At 32.7% G+C, this 23,305-nt stretch carries 19 protein-coding genes; 7 read left to right on the top strand and 12 right to left on the bottom strand.

What is annotated here, in order from left to right:
* Nucleotides 1-72: 72 nt before the first annotated feature.
* Nucleotides 73-2,250, bottom strand: a complete 2,178-nt coding sequence (locus tag FJV36_RS14910) for a carboxy terminal-processing peptidase (protein WP_158728482.1) — start codon at nt 2,248-2,250, stop codon at nt 73-75.
* 208 nt (nt 2,251-2,458) lie between these two features.
* Between FJV36_RS14910 and surE the strand changes: the two genes are divergently transcribed.
* From surE to FJV36_RS14885, 5 genes are read left to right on the top strand one after another with little or no spacing between them, the layout of a single operon-like run.
* Complete coding sequence (gene surE, locus FJV36_RS14905; RefSeq protein ID WP_158728481.1) at nt 2,459-3,238, top strand: 5'/3'-nucleotidase SurE; 780 nt, start codon at nt 2,459-2,461, stop codon at nt 3,236-3,238.
* Complete coding sequence (locus tag FJV36_RS14900) at nt 3,231-3,503, top strand: hypothetical protein (RefSeq protein WP_158728480.1); 273 nt, start codon at nt 3,231-3,233, stop codon at nt 3,501-3,503. The genes surE and FJV36_RS14900 overlap by 8 nt, the downstream gene beginning before the upstream one ends.
* Nucleotides 3,504-3,539: 36 nt before the next feature.
* Nucleotides 3,540-4,652: a lipid-A-disaccharide synthase gene (gene lpxB / locus FJV36_RS14895; protein WP_158728479.1), complete on the top strand. Its 1,113-nt coding sequence runs from the start codon at nt 3,540-3,542 to the stop codon at nt 4,650-4,652.
* A 28-nt stretch (nt 4,653-4,680) separates the two neighbouring features.
* Nucleotides 4,681-5,211: a C40 family peptidase gene (locus tag FJV36_RS14890; RefSeq protein ID WP_158728478.1), complete on the top strand. Its 531-nt coding sequence runs from the start codon at nt 4,681-4,683 to the stop codon at nt 5,209-5,211.
* Between the two features lie 60 nt (nt 5,212-5,271).
* Nucleotides 5,272-7,308 carry a ComEC/Rec2 family competence protein gene (locus tag FJV36_RS14885; protein WP_158728477.1) on the top strand — a complete coding sequence of 679 codons (2,037 nt, stop codon included), beginning with the start codon at nt 5,272-5,274 and terminating at the stop codon, nt 7,306-7,308.
* 11 nt (nt 7,309-7,319) lie between these two features.
* Here the strand turns inward: FJV36_RS14885 and FJV36_RS14880 are convergent, their stop codons facing one another.
* The 6 genes from FJV36_RS14880 to FJV36_RS14855 all read right to left on the bottom strand — a co-directional run bounded on the left by FJV36_RS14880 (nt 7,320) and on the right by FJV36_RS14855 (nt 15,529).
* Nucleotides 7,320-7,775, bottom strand: coding sequence for a thioredoxin family protein (locus FJV36_RS14880; RefSeq protein WP_158728476.1), 456 nt, complete (start codon nt 7,773-7,775; stop codon nt 7,320-7,322).
* Nucleotides 7,776-7,886: 111 nt separating this feature from the next.
* On the bottom strand, nt 7,887-8,345 hold the full coding sequence (locus FJV36_RS14875) for a thioredoxin family protein (protein ID WP_158728475.1): 459 nt from the start codon (nt 8,343-8,345) through the stop codon (nt 7,887-7,889).
* A gap of 52 nt (nt 8,346-8,397) precedes the next feature.
* Entirely contained in the window at nt 8,398-9,909 is a 1,512-nt protein-coding gene (locus FJV36_RS14870) for a peptide MFS transporter (protein WP_199250873.1), read from the bottom strand.
* A gap of 3 nt (nt 9,910-9,912) precedes the next feature.
* Nucleotides 9,913-11,571 carry a peptide MFS transporter gene (locus tag FJV36_RS14865; RefSeq protein WP_158981239.1) on the bottom strand — a complete coding sequence of 553 codons (1,659 nt, stop codon included), beginning with the start codon at nt 11,569-11,571 and terminating at the stop codon, nt 9,913-9,915.
* A gap of 78 nt (nt 11,572-11,649) precedes the next feature.
* Nucleotides 11,650-13,323 (bottom strand): peptide MFS transporter, encoded by a 1,674-nt coding sequence (locus FJV36_RS14860; protein WP_158728473.1) that lies wholly within the window; start codon nt 13,321-13,323, stop codon nt 11,650-11,652.
* A 34-nt stretch (nt 13,324-13,357) separates the two neighbouring features.
* Nucleotides 13,358-15,529: a S9 family peptidase gene (locus FJV36_RS14855; RefSeq protein ID WP_158981237.1), complete on the bottom strand. Its 2,172-nt coding sequence runs from the start codon at nt 15,527-15,529 to the stop codon at nt 13,358-13,360.
* Nucleotides 15,530-15,709: 180 nt separating this feature from the next.
* On the opposite strand from FJV36_RS14855, the gene FJV36_RS14850 reads away from it, so the two are divergent.
* Together FJV36_RS14850 and FJV36_RS14845 are read left to right on the top strand one after the other, a co-directional pair.
* Nucleotides 15,710-17,026: a hydroxymethylglutaryl-CoA reductase, degradative gene (locus FJV36_RS14850; protein ID WP_086452718.1), complete on the top strand. Its 1,317-nt coding sequence runs from the start codon at nt 15,710-15,712 to the stop codon at nt 17,024-17,026.
* Nucleotides 17,027-17,086: 60 nt separating this feature from the next.
* Nucleotides 17,087-18,001, top strand: a complete 915-nt coding sequence (locus FJV36_RS14845; protein WP_086452717.1) for a GYDIA family GHMP kinase — start codon at nt 17,087-17,089, stop codon at nt 17,999-18,001.
* A gap of 74 nt (nt 18,002-18,075) precedes the next feature.
* On the opposite strand, the gene FJV36_RS14840 is transcribed toward FJV36_RS14845, so the two are convergent.
* The 5 genes from FJV36_RS14840 to FJV36_RS14820 form a co-directional block, all read right to left on the bottom strand.
* A complete protein-coding gene (locus tag FJV36_RS14840; RefSeq protein WP_158981235.1) occupies nt 18,076-20,172 on the bottom strand; it encodes a peptidylprolyl isomerase in 2,097 nt (698 codons plus the stop codon).
* A gap of 348 nt (nt 20,173-20,520) precedes the next feature.
* Nucleotides 20,521-20,724, bottom strand: a complete 204-nt coding sequence (locus FJV36_RS14835) for a hypothetical protein (protein WP_158728468.1) — start codon at nt 20,722-20,724, stop codon at nt 20,521-20,523.
* Nucleotides 20,725-20,735: 11 nt separating this feature from the next.
* Nucleotides 20,736-21,290 carry an LPS export ABC transporter periplasmic protein LptC gene (lptC, locus tag FJV36_RS14830; protein WP_158728467.1) on the bottom strand — a complete coding sequence of 185 codons (555 nt, stop codon included), beginning with the start codon at nt 21,288-21,290 and terminating at the stop codon, nt 20,736-20,738.
* 28 nt (nt 21,291-21,318) lie between these two features.
* Nucleotides 21,319-22,569: a hypothetical protein gene (locus tag FJV36_RS14825; protein ID WP_158981233.1), complete on the bottom strand. Its 1,251-nt coding sequence runs from the start codon at nt 22,567-22,569 to the stop codon at nt 21,319-21,321.
* Nucleotides 22,566-23,297 (bottom strand): type III pantothenate kinase, encoded by a 732-nt coding sequence (locus tag FJV36_RS14820; RefSeq protein WP_158981231.1) that lies wholly within the window; start codon nt 23,295-23,297, stop codon nt 22,566-22,568. Before FJV36_RS14820 ends, FJV36_RS14825 begins: the two co-directional genes overlap by 4 nt.
* Between the last annotated feature and the right edge of the window lie 8 nt (nt 23,298-23,305).

Below are 23,305 nucleotides of genomic sequence, written 5' to 3'. Positions count from 1 at the left end.
GAAATATTAAAAAATAGGCATAAAAAAAACGCTCAAAACTACTTTTGAGCGTTTTCGCATGTTTGTAATCAATTACGACTTTACAAGCTTGTCTTTCTTTACCTTAACCGGCAATGCTTTGTTAGTAAATGCCTTAGACTGCAAATCATCTAATACATTTAGAGCTTCTTCTACATAAACATCTTTTGACAAGGCTTCATGCCATCTCTCTCTTTTCTCTTTTAATGAACTATCTTGATTCATAGCCTCCACTTCATTTGGCAAAGAACTGAATTTCAAATTGTTTTTATAATCAACAATTGATTTATATTTTCTTGCTTTTTCTTCAATTTGAGCTTGAGCAATTTTAAATTTAGTGATGTTCAAGCTGTATATATTTTCCTCACTACGTCCATCAATCCATTTAGCATTGTCTTCAATTAACTGAAATTGTGTGTTTTGAATAATTCTGTTTTTGCTATTCATTATTACTTGGGCAAAATTAGAATTATCATTCCATAATTGATAACTAGTTTGATCAATCTTATCCCAAGGCATAGCATTATCAATATCCCTTTCACCCATTTTTAAATAAGAATAGCGATCAGGCATCACAATATCACTATGTACACCTTCTAACTGTGTAGATCCTCCATTTATTCTATAAAACTTTTGAGTAGTAGTTTTAATGGCTCCCAAATCTCCCACTGCACTATTACGAACAAGCGTATTTAAATCATACACGTTTTGAACAGTACCTTTACCATAGGTTTGTTTACTTCCTATTACAATACCGCGCTTGTAATCCTGAATTGCAGCTGCAAGTATTTCAGAAGCCGACGCCGAGAAGCTATTCACCATAATTACAAGTGGTCCATCCCATTCAATTTTTGGATCCTTATCATACAAAACTTCTTTTTTACGTCCAGCCGATTTAATTTGAACTATAGGACCTTGCTCAATAAATAATCCTGCAATATCAACAACAGTAGATAACGACCCACCACCATCATCTCTAACATCCAAAACAATCCCGCTAACACCCTCTTTTTTTAATCGATCTACTTCAAGAGCTATATCTTTACCAGCATCCCTACCCTCTGGATTTTCAAAATCGATATAAAATTTCGGCAAATATATAACGCCATATTTCAATCCATTTTTCTCAACCACACTAGACTTAGCGTAAGTTTCTTCTATTTCAACAATATCACGGATAATAGAAACAATTTTAATAGTCCCATCCACTTTTTTAATGGTAAGACGTACTTCAGAACCCTTTGGTCCTTTAATTTTTTTAACTACATCATCAAGACGCATTCCTACAACATCAACAGCCTCAGCATCGCCTTGAGCAACTTTCATAATTAAATCACCAGATTCTAGTTGTTTACCTCTCCAAGCAGGCCCACCAGATATAAGCTCAGATATTTCAGTAAGATCATTTTTCTTCTGCAATCTTGCTCCAATACCTTCTAACTTCCCACTTATACTTACATCAAAACGTTCTTTTTCTTCGGCAGCAAAATAGTTGGTATGGGGATCAAAACGACCTGTGATTGCATTTATATAAACTGAAAACCAATCATTACGATCTAAATCTTTTATAAAACTGAAGTACTCATCAAGAGATTTTAAAGAACTCTCTCTTGTTTCTTTTTCTAATGCTTCAAAAGATTTTACCACATACTTAGCATCATTTTTCTTTTTATCTTCTTCTAATCTTTGCTTGTCAACCAATGAGGAAAGGGTTGACAACTTGATTTGTTTTCTCCATTTATCATTTAATTCGGTAAGAGTTTTAGCATATGGTGCCTTCTCATAATCAACATTGAAACTCTCGTCAGTTTCATAATTAAAAGGTTTAATAAGCACTGATTTGTAAATTTTAGTACTCTCGTTCATCCTTTTAATCAATCGATCATAAGTAAGATTAAAGAAACTTAAATCTTTGTTCAATAATTGATCATCTAACTGCAGTTCAAATTTTGAAAACTCATCAATATCAGATTGTAAGAAAAAACGTTTAGAAGGATCTAATGCTACAATGTAATCCTTGTAAATGCCCTTGGAAAAACTATCATCTATTGTTGCTGGGCTATAATGTCCTTTCTCAATAACAAAAGTCAATAGTTCTAATAATAACTTATCCTTTTCAGGATCATTACTTTTTGCACCTTTGATATTGAATGCAAATAAAGCCATCGAAATACATGCGACAACAATAAGTATTTTATAATTTCTTTTCATAAAGTGAAGAATAGTATTCATGAATTTTTTTATTCTAAGATACGGTAAAAACCATGCCATATAAAGACATGATGCCATAAATTTTTGTTAAAGATATAAAATGTTTTATTGTTATGAAATGAAAGTTCAATTGATATTAAATTTTTACATTTAGTTCAGTATTTACCAATTTCAGTCAGTACATTTGTTACTATAATAAATATATATTCTTTTTTTTAATTTTAAGTAAATGAAAAAAAACAGGCCACTCATACTTATTACAAATGACGATGGTATATCGGCACCTGGACTGAGATCTTTAATAGCTGTAATGCAAGAAATTGGCGAAATTGTTGTTGTAGCACCAGACAAACCTCAAAGTGCAATGGGACATGCCATCACCATAAACAGCACGTTATACTTAAATAAAATATCTAAAGATTCAGACGCCTTTTTAGAATACAGTTGCTCTGGAACTCCGGTAGATTGTGTTAAACTCGCTGTAAATGAAATCTTAGAAAGAAAACCAGATCTTTGCGTATCTGGCGTAAATCATGGTTCAAATTCTTCTATAAATGTAATCTACTCAGGCACCATGAGTGCTGCCATGGAGGCAGGAATTGAAGGTATACCTGCCATTGGGTTTTCACTTTTGGATTATGATTGGAATGCAAATTTTGACGCCATAAAAACCTTTATTCGTAAGATTACACTACAAGTTCTTGAAAATGGTTTACCCGAGGGTGTTTTACTAAATGTTAATTTTCCAAAACTACAAGAAGAAAACATCAAAGGAATACGAGTATGCCGACAAGCAAAAGCCATTTGGGTAGAAAAATTTGACAAGCGCAAAACGCCTCAAGGCAGAGATTACTATTGGCTAGCTGGAGAATTTGTAAATCAAGATCATGGAGAAGATACTGATGAGTGGGCATTAAAAAACGGATACATATCGGTAGTACCTGTACAATTTGATTTAACTGCACATCATGCTATTCAACAACTTAACACCTTTACTTGGAATGAATAAGAGAGACATGCTTATAGGATTTATAATAGGACTTTTAACTACAGGTTTAGGCAGCTTCCTTTTTATGTTTTTTTTCACAGATTACCAATTTATTGCGGGCATTCAAATATTAAAATCACAGGGTAATCTTGGAAAAATAATAACCTTAAGCTGTGTTTTAACGCTGGGAGCATTTGGGGTAGCTCTAAAATTAAACAGAGAAAAAATCGCACAAGGCATTGTTTTTTCTGTAATAGCATTAGCCATTTTAACCTTAGTTATTTAAATTCAGAATTCATTTTCAACATTAGCGTTTACAACCATGAAATATTACATAATTGCAGGTGAAGCCTCTGGCGATTTACACGGCTCTAACTTAATGAAAGAGCTTTTCAAAAAAGATCCACACGCAGAAATTCGTTTTTGGGGAGGTGATTTAATGCAAAACGTAGGCGGTACATTAGTAAAACACTATCGTGAGCTAGCCTTTATGGGTTTTATTGAGGTTGTCTTCAATTTAAAAACAATCCTAAACAACATTACCATTTGTAAAAAGAACATTCAGGAATTCCAACCTGATGTTTTGATTTTTATAGACTACCCTGGATTTAATCTCCGAATTGCAAAGTGGGCCAAAAAACTAGGAATCAAAACACATTACTATATTTCTCCTCAAATATGGGCTTGGAAAGAAAATAGAATATCTGATATTAAAAGAGACATTGATAAAATGTTTGTCATACTACCTTTTGAGAAAAAATTCTACGAAGAAAAACACCAATATCCAGTTGACTTTGTTGGACACCCATTGATAGATGCCATTCAAAACAAATCGAATGGTACTGAAATAGATTTTAGAAAACAAAACAATCTGAGTGACAAACCGATCATAGCAATACTTCCTGGAAGTAGAAAACAAGAAATTACAAAAATGCTACAAATCATGCTGAGTGTTTCTAATGATTTTCCTGAATATCAATTTGTAATTGCTGGGGCTCCAAGCCAAGAATACTCTTTTTACACCCCATTTATAACACAAAGTAACATCCAGTTTGTAGCAAATAAAACCTATGATTTATTACAAAATGCTACAGCAGCTTTAGTAACCTCAGGCACGGCTACGCTTGAAACGGCTCTATTTAAAGTACCAGAAGTAGTATGTTACAAAGGAAATTGGATATCCTATCAAATTGCAAAAAGAATTATCACATTAAAATACATATCATTAGTCAACCTCATTATGGACGAAGAGGTGGTTACAGAACTCATTCAAGATGAATGTAATACAAAACGCATCAAAGAAGAGTTGCACAAAATCTTGAAAACCGAAAAACGCAATACTATTTTAGAAAAATATATAATTCTAGAGAACAAATTAGGTGGTCATGGTGCCAGTGAAAAAACAGCAGCTTTAATTGTAAAAGATTTATTTTAAATTGAATTTCAAAACTTCATACATATCAATGAAAAAAGTACTCGGACGCAGTATAACAGTTGCTGTTATTGTGCTTTTGGGTTACAGTTGTGCATCTACAAATTCTAGTTCAACGGCGATAAAACGCGACTACAAAGCAATAACATCTTCAACAAATAAAAAAAAGACAGAAAAAATAGTCCAATCGGTGGTAGAAAATGCTCAAAAAGCACTTGGAGCTCCCTACAAATATGGAGGAACTAGTCCAAAAGGTTTTGACTGCTCTGGATTAATTATTACCCTATTTAAACAACAAGATATTATTTTGCCTCATAATTCAATCCAATTATCCAAAACTGGAATAGTTTTAAATGCAAAAAAAGACAAAGTCAATAAAGGGGATTTAGTATTTTTTTCTAACAACAAAAATAAGACAATAGATCACGTGGGCATTGTAATTGATTCCTCTGATGAAGAAATTAAATTTATTCATGCCTCTACATCAAAAGGTGTAATTGTATCATCAACTAAGGAGCCTTACTACAAAAAGAGTTTTGTTCAAGCTAATAGACTTTTATAATTTTACAATTTTATTACTACAAAATAGCTCTTACTTGTTTAAAATGTGTACTTTAGAGTTATGAAAGTGCTTCAATTCCCACTGATAAAAATTACAATCGGTTTTATAATAGGACTTCTTTTGTCTCATTATATTTTTTTACCCACAAATTATATTTTTGCAGCGATACTACTTTCACTTATTGCATTAGCAGCACAATACTTTTTTCTAAAAAAGAATAATAAAGCACCATCATTATTTGGAATAAGTGCATTGTTATTAGCAGGATTAATTGGAATTACAACGCAGCGTATACATTCTGATAGTTTCAGAGCGAGTCATTACTTACAAGTTAAAAATGTATTCCAAAAAGAAAAAACGTATACATTAATCATTAGAGAAAAATTAAAAAAAACTTCATTTAGTGATCGGTACGTAGCAACCATTACTCATATTAACAATGAAACTAAATCAGGTAAAATAGTCCTGAACATACATAATGATAGCATCCAAAAAACATTAAAAATAGGAAGCATTATTCAGTTAAAAACCTCAATACACCCCAACACTTCACCCAAAAATCCTTATCAATTTGACTATGGAAAGTATTTAGAAAACAAACATATTTATGGTCAAATGTACACTTCAAGTGACGTCATAAATATTGCAAAACAATCCAAAAAAGATCTTTGGTACTACTCGGATGCATTAAGATCACGCATTTTAAACAACTTACAAGATCATAATTTTAAGGATGAAGAACTTCAAGTTGCCATGGCACTTATACTAGGACAACAACAAGACATCTCACCCGAAATTATAAAAAACTACCAATATGCAGGTGCTGTACATATCTTATCCGTTTCAGGTCTTCACATAGGTTTCATACTAATTTTTATGACATTGGTTTTAAGACCCGTACCAAATACTACAAAAGGTTCTTGGATAAAACTATTTATTATTCTAACATCACTTATTTTGTTTGGCATACTTGCTGGTTTAGCACCATCAGTGGTACGCTCTGTTACTATGTTCTCTTTTATTGCAATTGGGAGTCATCTTAGGCGTAGCGTAAACATCTATCATACCTTAATAGTTTCTATGCTAATAATTCTACTTTTTGAACCTTCGTTTTTATTTGACGTAGGATTTCAACTAAGCTATTTAGCGCTATTTTTTATAATTTGGCTACAGCCAATGCTAAACCTGCTTTACCAACCAAAAAATAAATTAACAAAATATTTTTGGGATATCTTAACCGTATCGTTTGCAGCACAGATTGGCACCCTACCATTAAGCATTTATTATTTCCATCAATTTCCTGGACTATTTTTTATAACCAATATAATAGTAATACCATTGTTAGGAGTAATTATGGTAATTGGTGTACTCGTAATGCTTTGCGCTGCTGTATATGATGTTCCACAATTTTTATCTCAATTGTTTGAATGGAGCATTACTATACTTAATAAAATAATACACTTTATTGCCTCATTTGAACAGTTTATAATTAAAGACATACCATTACAGCTTTTTATGTTAATAAGTGCATACGCCAGTATTATTTGCATCGTAATTTGGATAAAAAAACCAAACTTCAATAAACTAGTTGCTGTACTAACATCAATACTTGTCATTCAAGCAGTATACTTTTACACTCGTTGGAGTGATGCTACAAATAGTGAACTTATTATTTTTCATTTGCCCAAACAAACACTTATAACCATAAAAAAAGGAGAAACGTACATGATATATAACAGCAGCATAGATGTACCAAAAAAAACAGAACTTACTGCCTTAACAACATACTTGACAGGCAATAATGCAGCTGTAGAAAAAAAACAGTCTTTGCGAAATTTTATATTTTACAATGAAAAGAGAATATTTGTGCTAGACAGCTCCATGCAATATTTACCAAATATAAAACCCGATATCTTAATACTAACTCAATCCACAAAAATAAACTTAGATAGAGCATTAATGGAACTACAACCTAAAATGGTGGTAGCAGATGGTTCAAACTTTAAAACGATTCAGCAATATTGGAAAAACAGCTGTGACAAACAAAAAATCCCTTTCCACATGACTCGTGAAAAGGGATTTTACAGTATCAAGTAAATTATACCTAATTATTCTTCGGTTACTGTTAAAAGTATTTTAGCATCAGCTAACCAAGCCTTTACACCTCCAGGCTTATAAGCCATTTTACCTATTAACTGATAATTTATCTTACCTTTTCTAGAACTACCTCTTGCAAAACAAATAGAAGGGTTTGCATCAATTGCAAAAGCCTTTTTTAAATTTAGATTACGTTCAATATTGTCATTCGTACTATCCTCATTAAGATCTATTTTTACAATTACCACGTTATCACGTGACCATAAGGCAAAATCAAGTGTGTTTAAAACTTGAGAAAATAAAAGGTCATTTGAAGCGCTTTTATCTGTAAATAATAACAACAAGGGTTTATTCTCTTTGTTACTTACTTCGATGGCAGCATTTACATCAGTGGACCAATTTAAGGTTTGGGCGCTCATATTAAAACTATACGAAAGTATAAACGCAAAAAGTAATTTCTTAATCATAAGTCAGGTCTTAAAAATTTTTTATAAAAATAACAAAAAAACAGAATATTCAATAACAAAAAAAGGAAATATATTGAAATAATCTTTATAAATAGAAAAAACCTTATCAATTTACTTTTTTAAAATTTTATTAGCTTCTGCTAACCAGGCTGCTGGTCCTCCAGCAACATATCCCGTACTACCTAAACCTTCAAAATTAATCTTACCATCAACAGTTTTAGCATTTGCAAAATGTACCGTTGGAAAACCTTGTATCCCAAATGCCATTTGCAATTCACTATTCTGCTTTTTAGTTTCTTCCGTTTGATTGGATTTTCTAGGGAAATCAAGCTCAACCAATACTACATTATCATTTGCCCATTTTGCAAATTCAGGTGTTTTAAGAACCTCTTTTTGCAACCTAATACACCAGCCGCACCAGTCACTTCCTGTAAAAAACAACAACATCGGTTTTTTTGTTTTGGTCGAAACTTCCATTGCCTTGTTAATATTAGTTTCCCAAACCAAGTCTTGTGCTTGTGCAACAACTGAAAAAGTTATCAGCAAAAGCGTAATTATAATTTTTTTCATAGTGTTTTATTTTTTACAAATATATTCAAAAATAGTACCAAAAAAGGTGTAGTTACTTTACTTCCTGCATTAATTTTTTAATGAGTGGTGAAATTAAAATCAAAACTAACCCTGCAATTAAAGCATAAATCCCCAATTGGTAATACCCATCAGCATATACGTAAAGTTTGTCTAAGTTGGATGCATTTTCAGATGCTTCTGCAATATTTGCCCCTAGTATTCCAGCAAAATATTGTCCGTATGCACTGGCTAAAAACCACATCCCCATAATTACGGCTTGTGTTTTTTGAGGAGACAACTTAGTCATTGCAGACATTCCTATTGGTGACAAACACAATTCTCCAAAAGTAATCACCAACCAACCAATAGTAAAAATCCCTAATGAAGTTCTTCCATTAACATCTGCAAAAAATTTAGTGTAATAGAATATCCAAAAACCCCCAGCAAGAAATATAAAGGCCAAACCGAATTTAATAACTGTGTTGGGTTCAATCTTTCTTTTTGCCATCCACAACCAAACCAATCCCACTAATGCTGCAAAACCTATAACAAAAAACGAATTGGCTGCATTGTTTACTCCATTTGGACTTAATTCAACTCCCAAAATATCATTGTTTAAATTATTTGCAGCAAATAAGCTTAACGAACCTCCACTTTGCTCAAAAAAAGCCCAAAAGAAGATTGAGAAAATGATAAACACTAAAGCAGCTAAAAGCTTTTTATTTTCTACTAAAGAAAAATTCTTCATTTCATAGAACAAATACAATATAGATGCAGGACCAATAAAAATCATAAAATAATCGGTATACTGGGTATTTGCAACCATGATTATTATTAACGGAATAACGCAAAGCGAACCTAAATATGTTGCAATTTCAAGATTTTTTTTCTTCGATTTTTCAATGTCCATTAAGGGAGAAAGTCCTATTGGTCCTAAGCTTTTTTGAGTTTGAGTAAAGGTTAGCAGACTTACAATCATAACAATCGCCGCAAACCCGAAGCCAACATTCCATCTTAAATTTTCCGGTACTAACGATTGCCACATAGATCCTTCCGCCACAGCAATACAAAGATAACCTCCAATCAATGCTCCAAGATTTACACCCATATAAAAGAATGAAAAACCAGCATCTCTGCGTGGATCGTCATTTTTATATAATTGCCCTACCATTGATGAAATATTAGGCTTAAAAAAACCTGTTCCAACAATTGTGAAACCCAAACCAATAAAGAAAAAATTCTTAGGATCAACAGCTAGGATGACACTACCTATAATCATTAAAATTCCACCCCAAAAAAGTGACTTTCTTAAACCTAAAATTTTGTCAGCAAATAATCCTCCAATAAATGTAAAGGCATATACCCAAGCCTGCGTAGCACCATATTGCAGGTTAGCTACCGTTTCATTCATAGCTAAATGATTCACCATGAAAACCACGAGCATACCACGCATACCGTAGAAACAAAACCGTTCCCACATTTCACTAAAAAACAAATACCACAATTGTTTTGGATACTTTCCTTTGAAATTTTGAATTTCTTCTAATGACCGATTGATTTCCATACCTTAATTAATTCCGTGGTCTTTCATTACTTTGTTTAAATTTTTAACCAGAGCAAACATTAAAAGTGTAGCAAACATCAGTAAGCCAAAATTCACCCAAAAGAAATTGGCCTTATCATCATATTGATCCCACATACTTGCCAAAACTCCAGATAATTTATTTCCAATGGATGTAGATAAAAACCATCCACCCATCATTAAAGCAGTGATGTTTTTAGGAGACAATTTAGAGACAATTGACAATCCCATCGGACTAAGAAATAATTCTCCAATGGTTATGATTCCGTAATTTGCAACAAGCCACCAAACGGATACTTTTTCCATTCCGTTACTACCAATGTGAACCGCAGCAATCATTACCAAAACAGACAATGCCGATATCAACAATCCAAAAGCAATTTTTGTTGGAGTTGAAGGTTCTTTCTTTCTGCTTCTTAAAAACGTAAAAAAAGCAACAACAAGTGGCGTCAAAATAATAACCCAACCTGGATTGATGGATTGACTCAAATTTGTAGCCCAAATAGAAACTGCCGAACCTTCTTGAGGTGTTTTACTTTTTGCTACATTTCTATAATATACTGGATAATCTACAACCTTTTTAACGGCACCGTTTTCTTTTTGCAATCTAAAACTAGCATCGTACAATTCTGTTGAGTCCTTTTTATATTCAATGTCTTTAGCTAATTTTAAATTACTAAAAACAACTTGTGTAGTGCCTGTAATTTCTCTATCAGTATATCTGTCTGCCCAAGTTGTTAATGCCGACCCATTTAATTTAAAAACAGCCCAAAATAAAATCACTACTGCAAATATGGAAAGCAATGCACCAATTGGTCTTTTCTCTTCAGGTTTTGCTTTAAAATACAAACTTCCATAAAAGTAAATTACGGGCAGACAAGCAAAAATAAATGCATCAGTGCTATCAGATCCAAAAATAGAACTGTCTAAATTCATCTCAGATTGCACCCCTTTAATTAACCAACCTATTACCCCAAAAACTACCGATGGAACTAAAATATACAAGACAATTTTTGAAAAAGGCATATCCCCTTCTTGAATTCCTTTCTTTTCGGTTTTATCACCATAGTGCTTAGTTCCCAGAAGAAAAACTATTACACCTATAAACATTCCTAAACCAGCAGCCATAAAAGCATACTGCCATCCTAATAAAATTTGCAAAGCCGCACCAAAAAAATTACAAATAAAAGCACCAACATTTATCCCCATATAGAAAATATTGTATCCTTCGTCTTTCTTTTCTTTATATTGATCTTCGTTGTAAAAATTACCTAATAACGTTGAAATATTAGGTTTAAAAAATCCGTTTCCTACAATTACCAAAGTCATGGCAAAATATAACATCGGCAAACTATGAATTCCCATCATAAAATAACCGGCGCCCATCATTATACCACCCATGACGATTGACTTTTTATATCCTAAATACCTATCTGCAATTAATCCTCCAATGAACGGGGTTAAAAACACCAAGGCAATAAAAGTTCCATACAAATCAGAAGCTTCTTTCTCAGTCATGGCAAATCCAGCCTCAACATCTTTAAGATATAAGGTAAAAATTCCGATCATTAAATAATAACCAAAACGTTCCCACATTTCAGATAAAAATAAGTAAGGCAATGCTTTAGGGTGACTTTTCCACATAATAAATTGGTTTAAAAAAACAAACCTACAAGGATTTCTTGTAGGTTTGAAAGATATAAAAATATTTTTAAAATTTAGTTAACGCACACCGTGCATCATTTTTTTCAATTTTGGAGTTAATGCCATTAAAATAACAGCTGCCAATCCGCAAAGAATAACAAATACCATGAAAAATTCAAATAAATTATGAATCTCAAATCCGGCAAAAACTGGATTGTTTGGACTGATTTGATTTTTCTCTAAAATTGCCAATTGTTCTACAGTTAAAGTGATTTTTTTATCTAAAACCGCTTGTAAATCGATTCCAAGTTCTTTTGCTTTATTGAATTTATCACCAGTAGCAGGTAAAATAGAACCTAATGTTCCAGCCAAGGCATAACCTGAAGCATTTGATAAAAAGAATACTCCATATAATAAAGAAGAAAAACGCTTCGGAGATAATTTACCAACTAATGACAGTCCTATTGGTGATAAACATAATTCCGCACAAGTTTGAATCAAATACAAAAGAATCAACCATTTGATAGCAAGCAAACCATTGTTTCCTAAATCTTTCACATTGTAAGCAATAATAAAATAACTCAATGCAATTAACGCTAAACCAACTGCTTGTTTTACAGGTGAAATTGGCTCTCTGTCTTTGCTTCTTAAATAATCCCACAACATACTGAATGGTACTGCAAATGCTACAACAAATAATCCGTTAAAAATTTGAACCATCGATGGTGGCATATTATACCCGAAAAAGTTTCTATCTGTTTGATTATCGGCAATAAATGTTAAGGACGAACCAGCTTGTTCAAAAGCTGCCCAGAAAAATATAACAAAGAAAGCAACAATATAAATTACAAAAATTCTATCTCTCTCTACTTTTGTAAGTGATGAATCTGAAATTATTAATCCCGCAAGTGATAAACCACTAGCGTAAATTAAAGAGTATATAAAGTTTTGTCCAAATACAAAATGGAAAATTAATCCCAATCCAAAAAATGCTACTACTGCACCAATTAATGCTTTCTGCGAAAAAACAGCTTTTTGAGATTCTCCCTCTTCATAGTCAGAAGCATCATTTTTAGAAGGCAAACCACCTAAAGGTTTTCCCTCTGGCGTAACTACATATTTGTTTTTAAGAAAATAGAAAACTGCAGTTCCAATTAACATAGCAATAGAAGCTGCTAAAAATCCCCATTTAAAGGCGTGAATATCTCTTACTCCTTCTGTTTTAACATCACCTACAATTGGGCAAATCAACTGACCTAAAAAAGCTCCTAAGTTGATACCCATGTAGAAAATTGTAAATGCTGTATCTAGTTTGCTTTTTTCTTGCTTTGGATATAAACTCCCAACCATAGAAGAAATATTTGGCTTGAAGAAACCATTTCCAAAAATTATAATTCCTAATGCTGACCACATTAGAGTACTTGCTAAACTGATGTTAGCACCAAATACACTAGCACTTATGAACAAAAAGAATTGTCCAATTGCCATCATCAATCCACCTAGCAAAATACAATTTCTGTTTCCAAAAAACCTATCGGCAATAAAACCACCTAACATAGGAGTTAAATAACAAAGTCCCAAGAATCCTCCATAAATTAAAGAGGCATCTTCTTCTTTCATCATCAGTGAGTTCACCAAGAACAAGGTCAAGATAGCTCGCATTCCATAGAAATTGAATCGCTCCCACATTTCGGTTCCAAATAACACCCAAAGTCCTTTTGGATGTCCTGTTTTTACTGCTATTTCACTCATTTTTATTAATTTGGTTTGTTTTTAATTATCGCTTTTATAAATTCTCTTTAATGAAATTTGTCATTTTTGTATACAATTGAACTCTAGTTTTACCACCATAAATCCCGTGGTTATTATCCGGATATATCTGAGAATCAAATTGCTTATTGGCTTGTATCAAAGCCTCCATCATTTGCATAGCATTTTGAACGTGTACGTTATCATCTCCTGATCCATGAATCAATAGGTACTTTCCTTTTAATTTATTCACGTGGTTTATAGGAGAATTATCATCATATCCACTAGCGTTTTCTTGTGGCGTAGTCATGTAGCGCTCTGTATATACACTATCGTAAAAACGCCAGTTAGTTACTGGAGCTACCGCAATTGCCATCTTGAAAACATCATTGCCTTTTAAAATACAATTAGAGGCCATAAAACCACCATAAGACCAGCCAAATATACCAATTCTAGATTTATCTACAAATGAATAATTTCCTATTACTTTGGCAGCATCAATTTGATCCTCTACCTCATACTTCCCTAGCTGCAATTGAGTCACTTTTTTAAAATCGGCGCCTTTAAAACCGGTCCCTCGTCCGTCAACGCAAGCTACAATATAGCCTTGTTGTGACAACATCATAAACCAGTAATCATCAGTACTGTTCCATTCATTATTTACTTGTTGAGATCCAGGACCCGAATATTGGTACATGAAAACTGGATATTTCTTATTTGGATCAAAATCTTTTGGTTTTATAATCCATGCATTCAATTCTATGCCTTTTTCTGTTTTCAACACAAAAAACTCTTTGGCAGGTAGATCGTATTTCTTTAATTTGGTCGCAAGAGCCTCATTATTTTCTATTACTTGAATTTGTTTTCCAGCCTTGGCTTCATTCAAAGTATAGGTAGTAGGCTGCGAAGCGCTTGAATATGTATTGATGTAGTATTGAAAATTTGGGCTAAAAGTAGCTGCATTAGTACCTGTGTTTTGAGACAGTCGTACTTTTCCTTTGCCATTAAGCAAAACTTTATATACATCTCTATTAATGGAACCATTTTCTACAGATTGATAAAAAACTGAATTAGTCTTTTCATCATATCCATAATAATTAGTTACTTCCCAATTTCCATTGGTAACTTGATTTTTTAAACCTCCATTTTTGTCATACAAGTAAATATGGTTGAAACCATTTTTTTCACTCGTCCAAATAAAACTATTGTCTTTGAGAAAAGTCAAATTATCAGTAACATCAACATAGGCTTTGTCCTTTTCATTCAAAACTACTTTTGTAGTTCCAGATGTGGCTTCAACAAAAATTAAATCTAAATTGTCTTGATGACGGTTTAAAACCTGAGCCGAAACAAGATTACTGTCATTTGTCCATTTTAATCTGGCAATATAAAAGTCATTATAATTGTCCAGCTTTATATTTTTTACTGCATTTGCATCCACATCATAAATATGTAAAGATACTACTGCATTTTTTTCACCTGCTTTTGGATATTTAAAAGTTTGCATTGTAGGATATAAATCTTTAGCAAACATAGACATAGAGAATTCAGGTACTTTACTTTCATCAAAACGGATGTAAGCTACTTTTTTACTATCAGTACTCCAGTCAAAAGCTTTCACAAAAGCAAATTCTTCTTCGTAAACCCAGTCTGTAATTCCGTTTATGATACTATTTTTTTGTCCGTCTGTTGTTATAGCAGTAGATTTAGCAGTAGCTAGATCATAAACATACAGATTATTCTCTCTAGCATAAGCAATTTTTTTTCCATCAGGTGAAAAGGTTGGCTCTTGAACTTGAAAATCAAAAAGTTTTTTCAACTTTTTTGTAGTTATATCGTACAAATAATAATCGGCTGTAAATGAATGACGAAAAATTTGATTGGAATTACAAGCCAGTAATATCATTTTTTCTGAAGCATCAAAGGAATAACTGTCTATTCCACTAGCCAACTCTTGATGTGATTTAGTATCAATTAAAGTTACCGTTTTCTTTAAAGTTGCAAAATCATATAAATCAATTTGCATACTCCTAGATTGCATATCTACGTTTAAAACAGTGTATTGATTCGTGTTTTTTAAGGATTGCAATTCATCCATTCCTTTGGTTCGAAAGGTACCGTTGTACATTTCATCAATGGTTATTTTTTGTTGTCCAATAACCGAAAAACAAACAAATAAAAATAAAGCGATATAATTTTTTGAATACATACTATTAGATTAGAGATAAAAAACCGTCAATTTTAGTGAAAAAATTACAATAATCAGTTATTTTTTATGTTAAATGTAAAAACAGCTTGCCAAAACTCACTCTTATTGAAATGATTTAGATTGCAAATAAAACCGCTAATAACGTATCTTTGCAGTATAGTACACCCTAATCAATTGAGAATGAACAAGACCATAAGTGGATTTTCAAAATTATCAAAAGAAGAAAAAATCAAATGGATTGCAACAGAATATTTCTCCAATCCATCTGAAGCAATTGCGGTAATTAAAAATTATTGGAACAACGATGAAAAAATTCAACAACTTCATGATGAGTTCATAGAAAACACGATTACGAATTTTTATATACCCCTTGGAATTGCACCCAATTTTTTGATAAACGGCAAGTACCGCACCATCCCAATGGCTATTGAGGAAAGCTCTGTCGTAGCAGCAGCATCCAAAGCTGCCAAATTCTGGGCTACACGAGGAGGTTTTAAAACTTCGGTCATCAATACTGAAAAAATTGGCCAAGTTCATTTTATATTCAAAGGTGATGTATCTAAACTAAGCCTGTTTTTTGCTCAAAACAAAAATAAATTTTTCTCCGAAACAGAGTCTATCACCGCTAATATGCAAAAACGCGGCGGTGGAATTACCGATATAATTCTAAAAGATAAAACTGATTTATTACCAAACTATTACCAGTTACATGCTACTTTTGATACTAAAGATAGCATGGGTGCTAATTTTATAAATTCGTGTTTGGAACAATTTTCCAAAACCTTAAAAGAAGAAGCACAACACTATGATTTATTCTCAACGTCAGAGAAAGAAATTGAAGTAGTAATGAGTATTCTTTCAAATTATGTGCCAAATTGCATTGTAAGAGCTGAAGTTTCATGTCTTGTTGCTGAATTAGATGAAAAACAAATACCAAACCCACAGGTATTTGCAGAGAAATTTGTGCAAGCTGTTCAAATTGCCGAAATAGAACCATACCGTGCTGTTACTCATAATAAAGGAATCATGAACGGAGTGGACGCGGTTGTACTGGCTACAGGTAATGATTTCCGTGCGGTTGAAGCCGGAATTCACGCCTATGCTTCCCGTAACGGAACCTATTCTAGTCTTTCCCATGCCAAAATAGAAGATGGAATTTTTACTTTTTGGTTGGAGATTCCGTTAGCATTAGGAACCGTTGGAGGGTTAACATCGCTGCATCCTCTTGTAAAACTTTCTCTCGAAATGCTAGAAAAACCTTCTGCACAAGAACTCATGCAATATGTTGCAGTTGCAGGGTTAGCACAAAATTTTGCAGCCTTGCGTTCGTTGACTACCACCGGCATTCAAGAAGGTCACATGAAAATGCACTTAAATAATATAATCAATCAATTTGAGGCCAGCAATGAAGAACGTCTTTTGATTCAAAATCATTTCAAGAAGAATGCTGTTTCTCATAGCGCCGTAGTTTCCTTTATTGAAAGCCTAAGAAAATAAGATTGATTTTTGATTTTCCAATCAAAATTAAAAACCTTGATTTGGATTAAAACAATACTGATGAAAAAAACATTTTATAGTAATGGTAAACTTTTAATAACAGGAGAATATCTTGTTCTTGATAGCGCACAAGCCTTTGCATTGCCAACAAAACAAGGACAAAATCTTTGTGTAGAAACAAGTAAAAACAATGAAATAGTTTGGATAAGTTATGACTTTGATGGTCAAATATGGTTTCAAGACACGCTTTCATTTTCTGATATTACTAATGGGACTAAAGATCAAACGGAAACTGTAAAAAGTACACTCACCACTATTTTACACGAAGCTTATAAATTGAATCCTGAATTCATTCTCAATGCTAATGGATACACTGTTACTACTGAACTCAGTTTTCCTAAAAATTGGGGCTTAGGAACGTCATCTACTTTAATTAACAACATTGCCCAATGGTTACAAATTGATGCCTTCACGTTGTTAAAAAATAGCTTTGGAGGTAGCGGATACGATATTGCTTGCGCACAAAATGATACGCCTATTCTTTTTCAGATAAATGACGGCAATCCAACCGTTAAACAAATTGAATTCAATCCTGAATTTACAAAAAATATTTATTTTGTGTATCTCAATAAAAAGCAAAATAGTAAAACAGCTATTGCAGCCTATCAAAAAAATAAAAAAAACAACTTAGCCGAAACAATAGTAAAAAACAACCAACTTACAACTGCAGTTTACAATGCTTCAACTCTTTTACCATTTATGGATGCTCTGGCACAACACGAAACCCATTTGAGTTCCATTTTAGAAACTACAATAGTGAAAGATACTTCATTTCCAGATTTTGATGGTGTTGTAAAAAGCCTTGGCGCTTGGGGAGGAGATTTTGTAATGGCAGTATCAGAACATAACCCAACCGCTTATTTCAAGTCAAAAGGATATGAGACTGTAATTCCTTATGAGGAGATGATCTTGTAGCTCATCATTTATATTCATAAAAAAAACCCGATACTTTGTCAGCATCGGGTTTTTTTATATTTGATCAGCTTGGATTAGTAATTAAAATCCATTCTGTTATCTTCAATTTTTGCGTTTTCTTTAAGAGCAGGAATAACTCTATTAGCATCTGATGCACTTTGAGTTTTAAGTTTTGTAACATAAGCAGCATGGCTTTTTAAGGCTGGCGCTTTTACAACTCCTACATTTTTTACCACATAAACTCCTGTATTACCTTCAATTGGTGCAGAAAGTTTGTTAGTTGCTAATGCAAATGCATTACCTACTACTTTTGGTTCTGGACCTACGCTCGGCAACATGGTATTTTCCATAGTTAATCCTTTAGCTTGCTGTACTGTTCCTCCCACTGCTTTTGCAATAGCTTCAAGAGAAGAACCATTCATTTTAGCTTTGATTAATTCTGCTTTCTTTTTGTTTTTCAAAATAGACTCAACGTAAGGTCTTGCAACAGAAACTGCAATTAGTCCAGAATCGTCAATGCTTTTCAATTTAGCAATAACGTGACCAACATTAGCAACCTCAAAACGTTTTACATCACCAACTTTTACTCCTTTTTCAAAAGCCCAACGAACAATTGTTCTTTGATTTCCAAGAGAACCAAAATTCTCATCTAATCCTTTTACAGAAACTGCAGGAGCAACTTTTAATCCTAATGTTTTTGCAACTGCATTAAGATCTTTATCAGCAGCATCCATTTCTAGTTTTGTAGCTTGCGTAAATATTTTATCAGCAGTAGCCTCAGAAGCCTCTACTTTTTGAGCAACAGTTGCTAAACGAATTCCGTCTTGTTTATCAGTAACTTTAATTACGTGGAAACCAAATTCAGTTTCTACTAAACCTACTTTACCAATACCATTATTAAATACAAAATCATTAAACGGTTTTACCATTTGGTTTGGACCAAAGTAACCTAAATCACCACCTTGTTGTGCAGAAGAATCATCAGAAGCTGTAAAAGCCAACATCATAAAACTATCTGGATTAGCCGAAACTTGAGCTAAAATACTTTCTGCTTTAGCTTTTGCTTCCTCTTTAGTTCTTTTTTCTTTTTGATTTGGAACTTGAGAACCTTCATATCCTATTAAAATATGACTAGCCTTAACATTAACAGCAGCTCTCTTACCTAATGATTTTGACAAACAAATGTATTTACCAAACATATAAGGTCCGTAAACAGCACCAGGAGCAAGGTTAAACAATTTATCAGCATCTACAGCTGGTAAATCTTTTTTAGCAATGTATGTAGAGTCATAAGGAATATCTGAATTTGAATTTACAAAATCTACTGCATTTGCTGTAGTTCTAAATCCTGGCAAAGTATCATTCTTACCTGTTTTTTGGTTGTACACCACACTACCAGATAACAATCCGTTTATTCTAGTTTTAATTTCAGATTCATCAGCTGGTGATGCTTTGTCTTCAACTAATACATACTCTACTTCACGAGATTCGTCAGCTTTGTATTTTTTCTTGTTTTTACTCATGAAATCTACAATTTCTGAATCAGAAACTTTAACTTCACTATCTTTAATTGTTGAATACAAACCAGCAACATAAGCAAAATTTACTTTGTTAGATTCCATTTCATACTTCATCTTACCTTCACCATCCGTTGTAAAAACTGAAGCTTTGATAAGCGTGTTGTACAATTGAAACTTGGCATTCAAATCAGCATCTTTTTCTCTGTCTTTCAAAAACTGAGCTTGCTCTGGATTTGCTTTAAAATATTGTTTAAATTTTGCAACATCAAAAACGCCAGCAGCATTTAAAAACAATGGATTACCACCTATGTTTTGATCCGCTTTAAAAATCTCTAACAAATGTTTCTCACCTACACGTAATCCTAGTTTCTCGAACTCAGATGTTAATAAAGCAACAGAAACCTCTTGGTCCCATACTCTATTTGCAGCTTGTGTAGAAGTAATGCCTTGACCACTTTTTTCAACATTACTAACTTTAACTCTAAAATCTTCAAATGAAATGTCTTTTCCATCAACACTACCTACATCTTTTGAAGTACTGCTAAAACCACCACTGTTGAATATATCACCTATGATAAATGCTAATAAACAAAACCCAATAACGAGTATCAAGAGAAGTGAACGTTGTCTAATTTTTTGTAAAACTGCCATTTTATTGTTGTTAATTTTTATATTCAGTTTGCGAAAATACAATTATCTAATTAATAATTATACTAGTAGCCTTTTATTTTGCAAGAAAATTTGTTTTCCCAATAAAATAAAGCCTTCAAGCATTATTTAGTATTTTTAATTTAGCTTAAACCAATGATTTTTGAGGGTTTTAAACACTTTTAAGGGCTTTTTTCATGACCATTTAACCTTTAAAATAAACATTAAATTAAATCTGAAAAATTACTTAAAACTTATGTTACTAAACCTAAAACCATTCTGTTTTATTGAAGTTAAAACCAAAATTTCATCAAAGAAAGCTATCTTGACAAATAAACAAATCAAGTATTTTTATGGTTTCATATTTTTATTTCGTTCTTCAAATTTTTTAGCAAACCTCCTTCTGAAGAAAAACATAAACACTGCAAAAGCTGCTATTATAAAATTCAACCAAGCTTCACCAAGAGCTGGATTATTGAGTTTTTTAACCCCATCAAAAATAAGATAGGCTGCAAAAAGTAAGTAGACATATTGTGTGTATTTTAAATATTTCATGATAATATATTTTATTCTTCTGTTTGAACCTCTCCCGTTATTTTTTGTGAATTAATGATCTTAAAGTCTTTACTAAAATCTATTCCTTGACCGTTTGAAACTCCTTTGGCACCTGATAATTTAAACTTTCTTTCGGTAAAAAACCATTCGTTTTTTTGGTCAAAATACAATTGCTCTGTTTCTAACTTTTGTCCGTCTTCGGTGAAGATTTTTACGTTTCCTTGTAAGTCAATCATATTAGTAGCTTTGTAAGAAACTGCATATTTTGATTGAATAAACGTTTTTTTTCCTTTCTTATCATATAATGTTACATCAATACCTTTTGGAAATTCAGTAAATGGAAAATCAACGGTAGCATAATCTAGCATTTTTGGGCTGACTAAGACCGCCGTTATACGTCCAGAATCCGTATATTTCAAATCAACCAAATCAGCATCGCTACTAGGTACAAACTCCGAGAAATTAATTTTTTGTATATTTTTAAAATTACTTTCACAACTTACCAGTGCAAATGCACAACAGCTAATGGCTGCAAATTTTAAAAAAAAACGTTTCGTAATTGTCATATACCGCTATTAAGAGCAAAAAAGAATCCTAGTAGAACTTTCTTCTTTCAAACCATTTTTCATTTAATGAAAACCCAATACTAACATTAGCATAGTTTTCTTGAATCAAATTAGCTTTTGTCGTACCTCTTTTACCTAATTCAAAACCAAGGTTTACATTTGAGAAAGTTCCATTAAGCGGCAAACCTACACCAAGCGTAAGACCCATGTCATTGATAGATTCTGAATTAATAACAAGACCCGTTTTTTCATATCTCAAACCACCTCTGTACACAATTCTTTTGGCATAACTGGTAAAGGAATTGTATTGAGGAATAAAGTAACCTCCTAGAGAAACACTACCATATTTACCATAACCTACATTAGCACTATTATTATATTCATTGGCTTGACCTGAAGCTTTTCCATACTCTATTGTACCTCCCAAGAGCCATTTTCTAGATTCTCCAATACCACCACCAAGCGCAATTTTACTAGGCATACTTAGATCTTTAGACGAATTAATATCTGCAAGAACATCAATAACCGCAATGTTAAAATTTGAACTATAAAGCGCAGTTGCAATGTTACGAGAGTTATTTGACCTCAAGTTACTTTGTAAAGTATACGTTAAACTACTGTATGCATTAATCTTTTTATACAATTTGGTTTCAAACATCATTCCCAAACTAAAATTAACACCTGATAAATCAGCAGTGTTTAATTCACGAGTTCCAGTAGCAACACCGTTAATATACTCAAAGCTATTGGTCTCAATTTTACCAAAATTATAACTCACATCGGCACCAATGTTAAACTTAGGAGTGATTTTGTAGCCAAGCCCTAAAAAAGCTTTGTTCAAACCACCTTTTCCATCAAAACGTCTGTTAGTATCCGCATCATTATCAGATGTAGATTGTATTTTAAAACCAACTGACGAATAAGGTATCAAACCAAAACCTAGACCTAATTTACCCATTGGCAAACCAACAGCTAAGTGATCTATAGTTGTTCTTGTTGCATTTGCAGATTGCGAATCATTTTTTAAAGTTGTAGTTCCATACGTACCGCCAAGAACCACACTTGTATATTTCAAATTAGCATAACTTGCAGGATTTTGTAAATTGATATGTATACTATCTTGCTCTACCGCAACACCAGCCATAGAACGGTATTCATGAGCTCCTCTGAACCTTATTTGACCTATACCGTAGAAAGAATATGGAGATGCCGATCCTTCTTGTGCGAAAGTTGCTACTGAAAAAAACAAGCAAGAACTTATTAAAATTTTTTTAATCATTTTTTGATGTTATAATGAAATTTTCTATTCAAACTCTCTAATAGGAAATTTGAATTGGCAAATATGGTATTTTTTAATCGTTTAGCCAAAAAAACTGCATCACCGCCCGTTAAAATTATTATAAAATTTGAATACCTCAATTTGTAATCTGCTATGAATCCATCGATTTCATGAACCAATCCATTTACTACACCTGAATGAATAGAACTGTTAGTAGAATCGCCAATACTGTCTTTTGGCATTTCCAAAGTAAGCAAAGGAAGTTTTGCTGTGAAATTGTGCAAAGATTCGTATCTCAATCTTAAGCCAGGAGAAATAGCACCACCCAAATAATCATCTTGATCATCTATAAAATCATAAGTTACACAAGTCCCAGCATCTATTACCAACCTATTTTGCCCAGGAAACTGCAATACAGCACCCGCAGCCAAAACCATTCTATCAATTCCTAATGTTGCTGGTGTTGCGTATTTATTACAAAAGGGATACTCATCCTCACGTCTAACATAGTGTACTTTTAACTTTGAATGATGGTCTAAAAAAGCAATTTCATCTACAAAACCAACTGATGAAACTGCAACATGAATAACAAAAGGATATTTTTCTAAAATATTTTCAATATTTTTTTGAACTTCCTCTTTAGCAAAAACAAAAACTCCCTCACACCTATCTCCTTCAAAAACAGCCGCTTTAATCCTGGTATTCCCAACGTCTATTACTAGAACCATATTTAAAT

The sequence above is a fragment of the Flavobacterium sp. I-STPP5a genome (assembly GCF_009764685.1).
Lineage (GTDB): Bacteria > Bacteroidota > Bacteroidia > Flavobacteriales > Flavobacteriaceae > Flavobacterium.
Note: the sequence above shows the minus strand (reverse complement) of the source record. Positions and strands in the feature narration are given on the sequence as shown.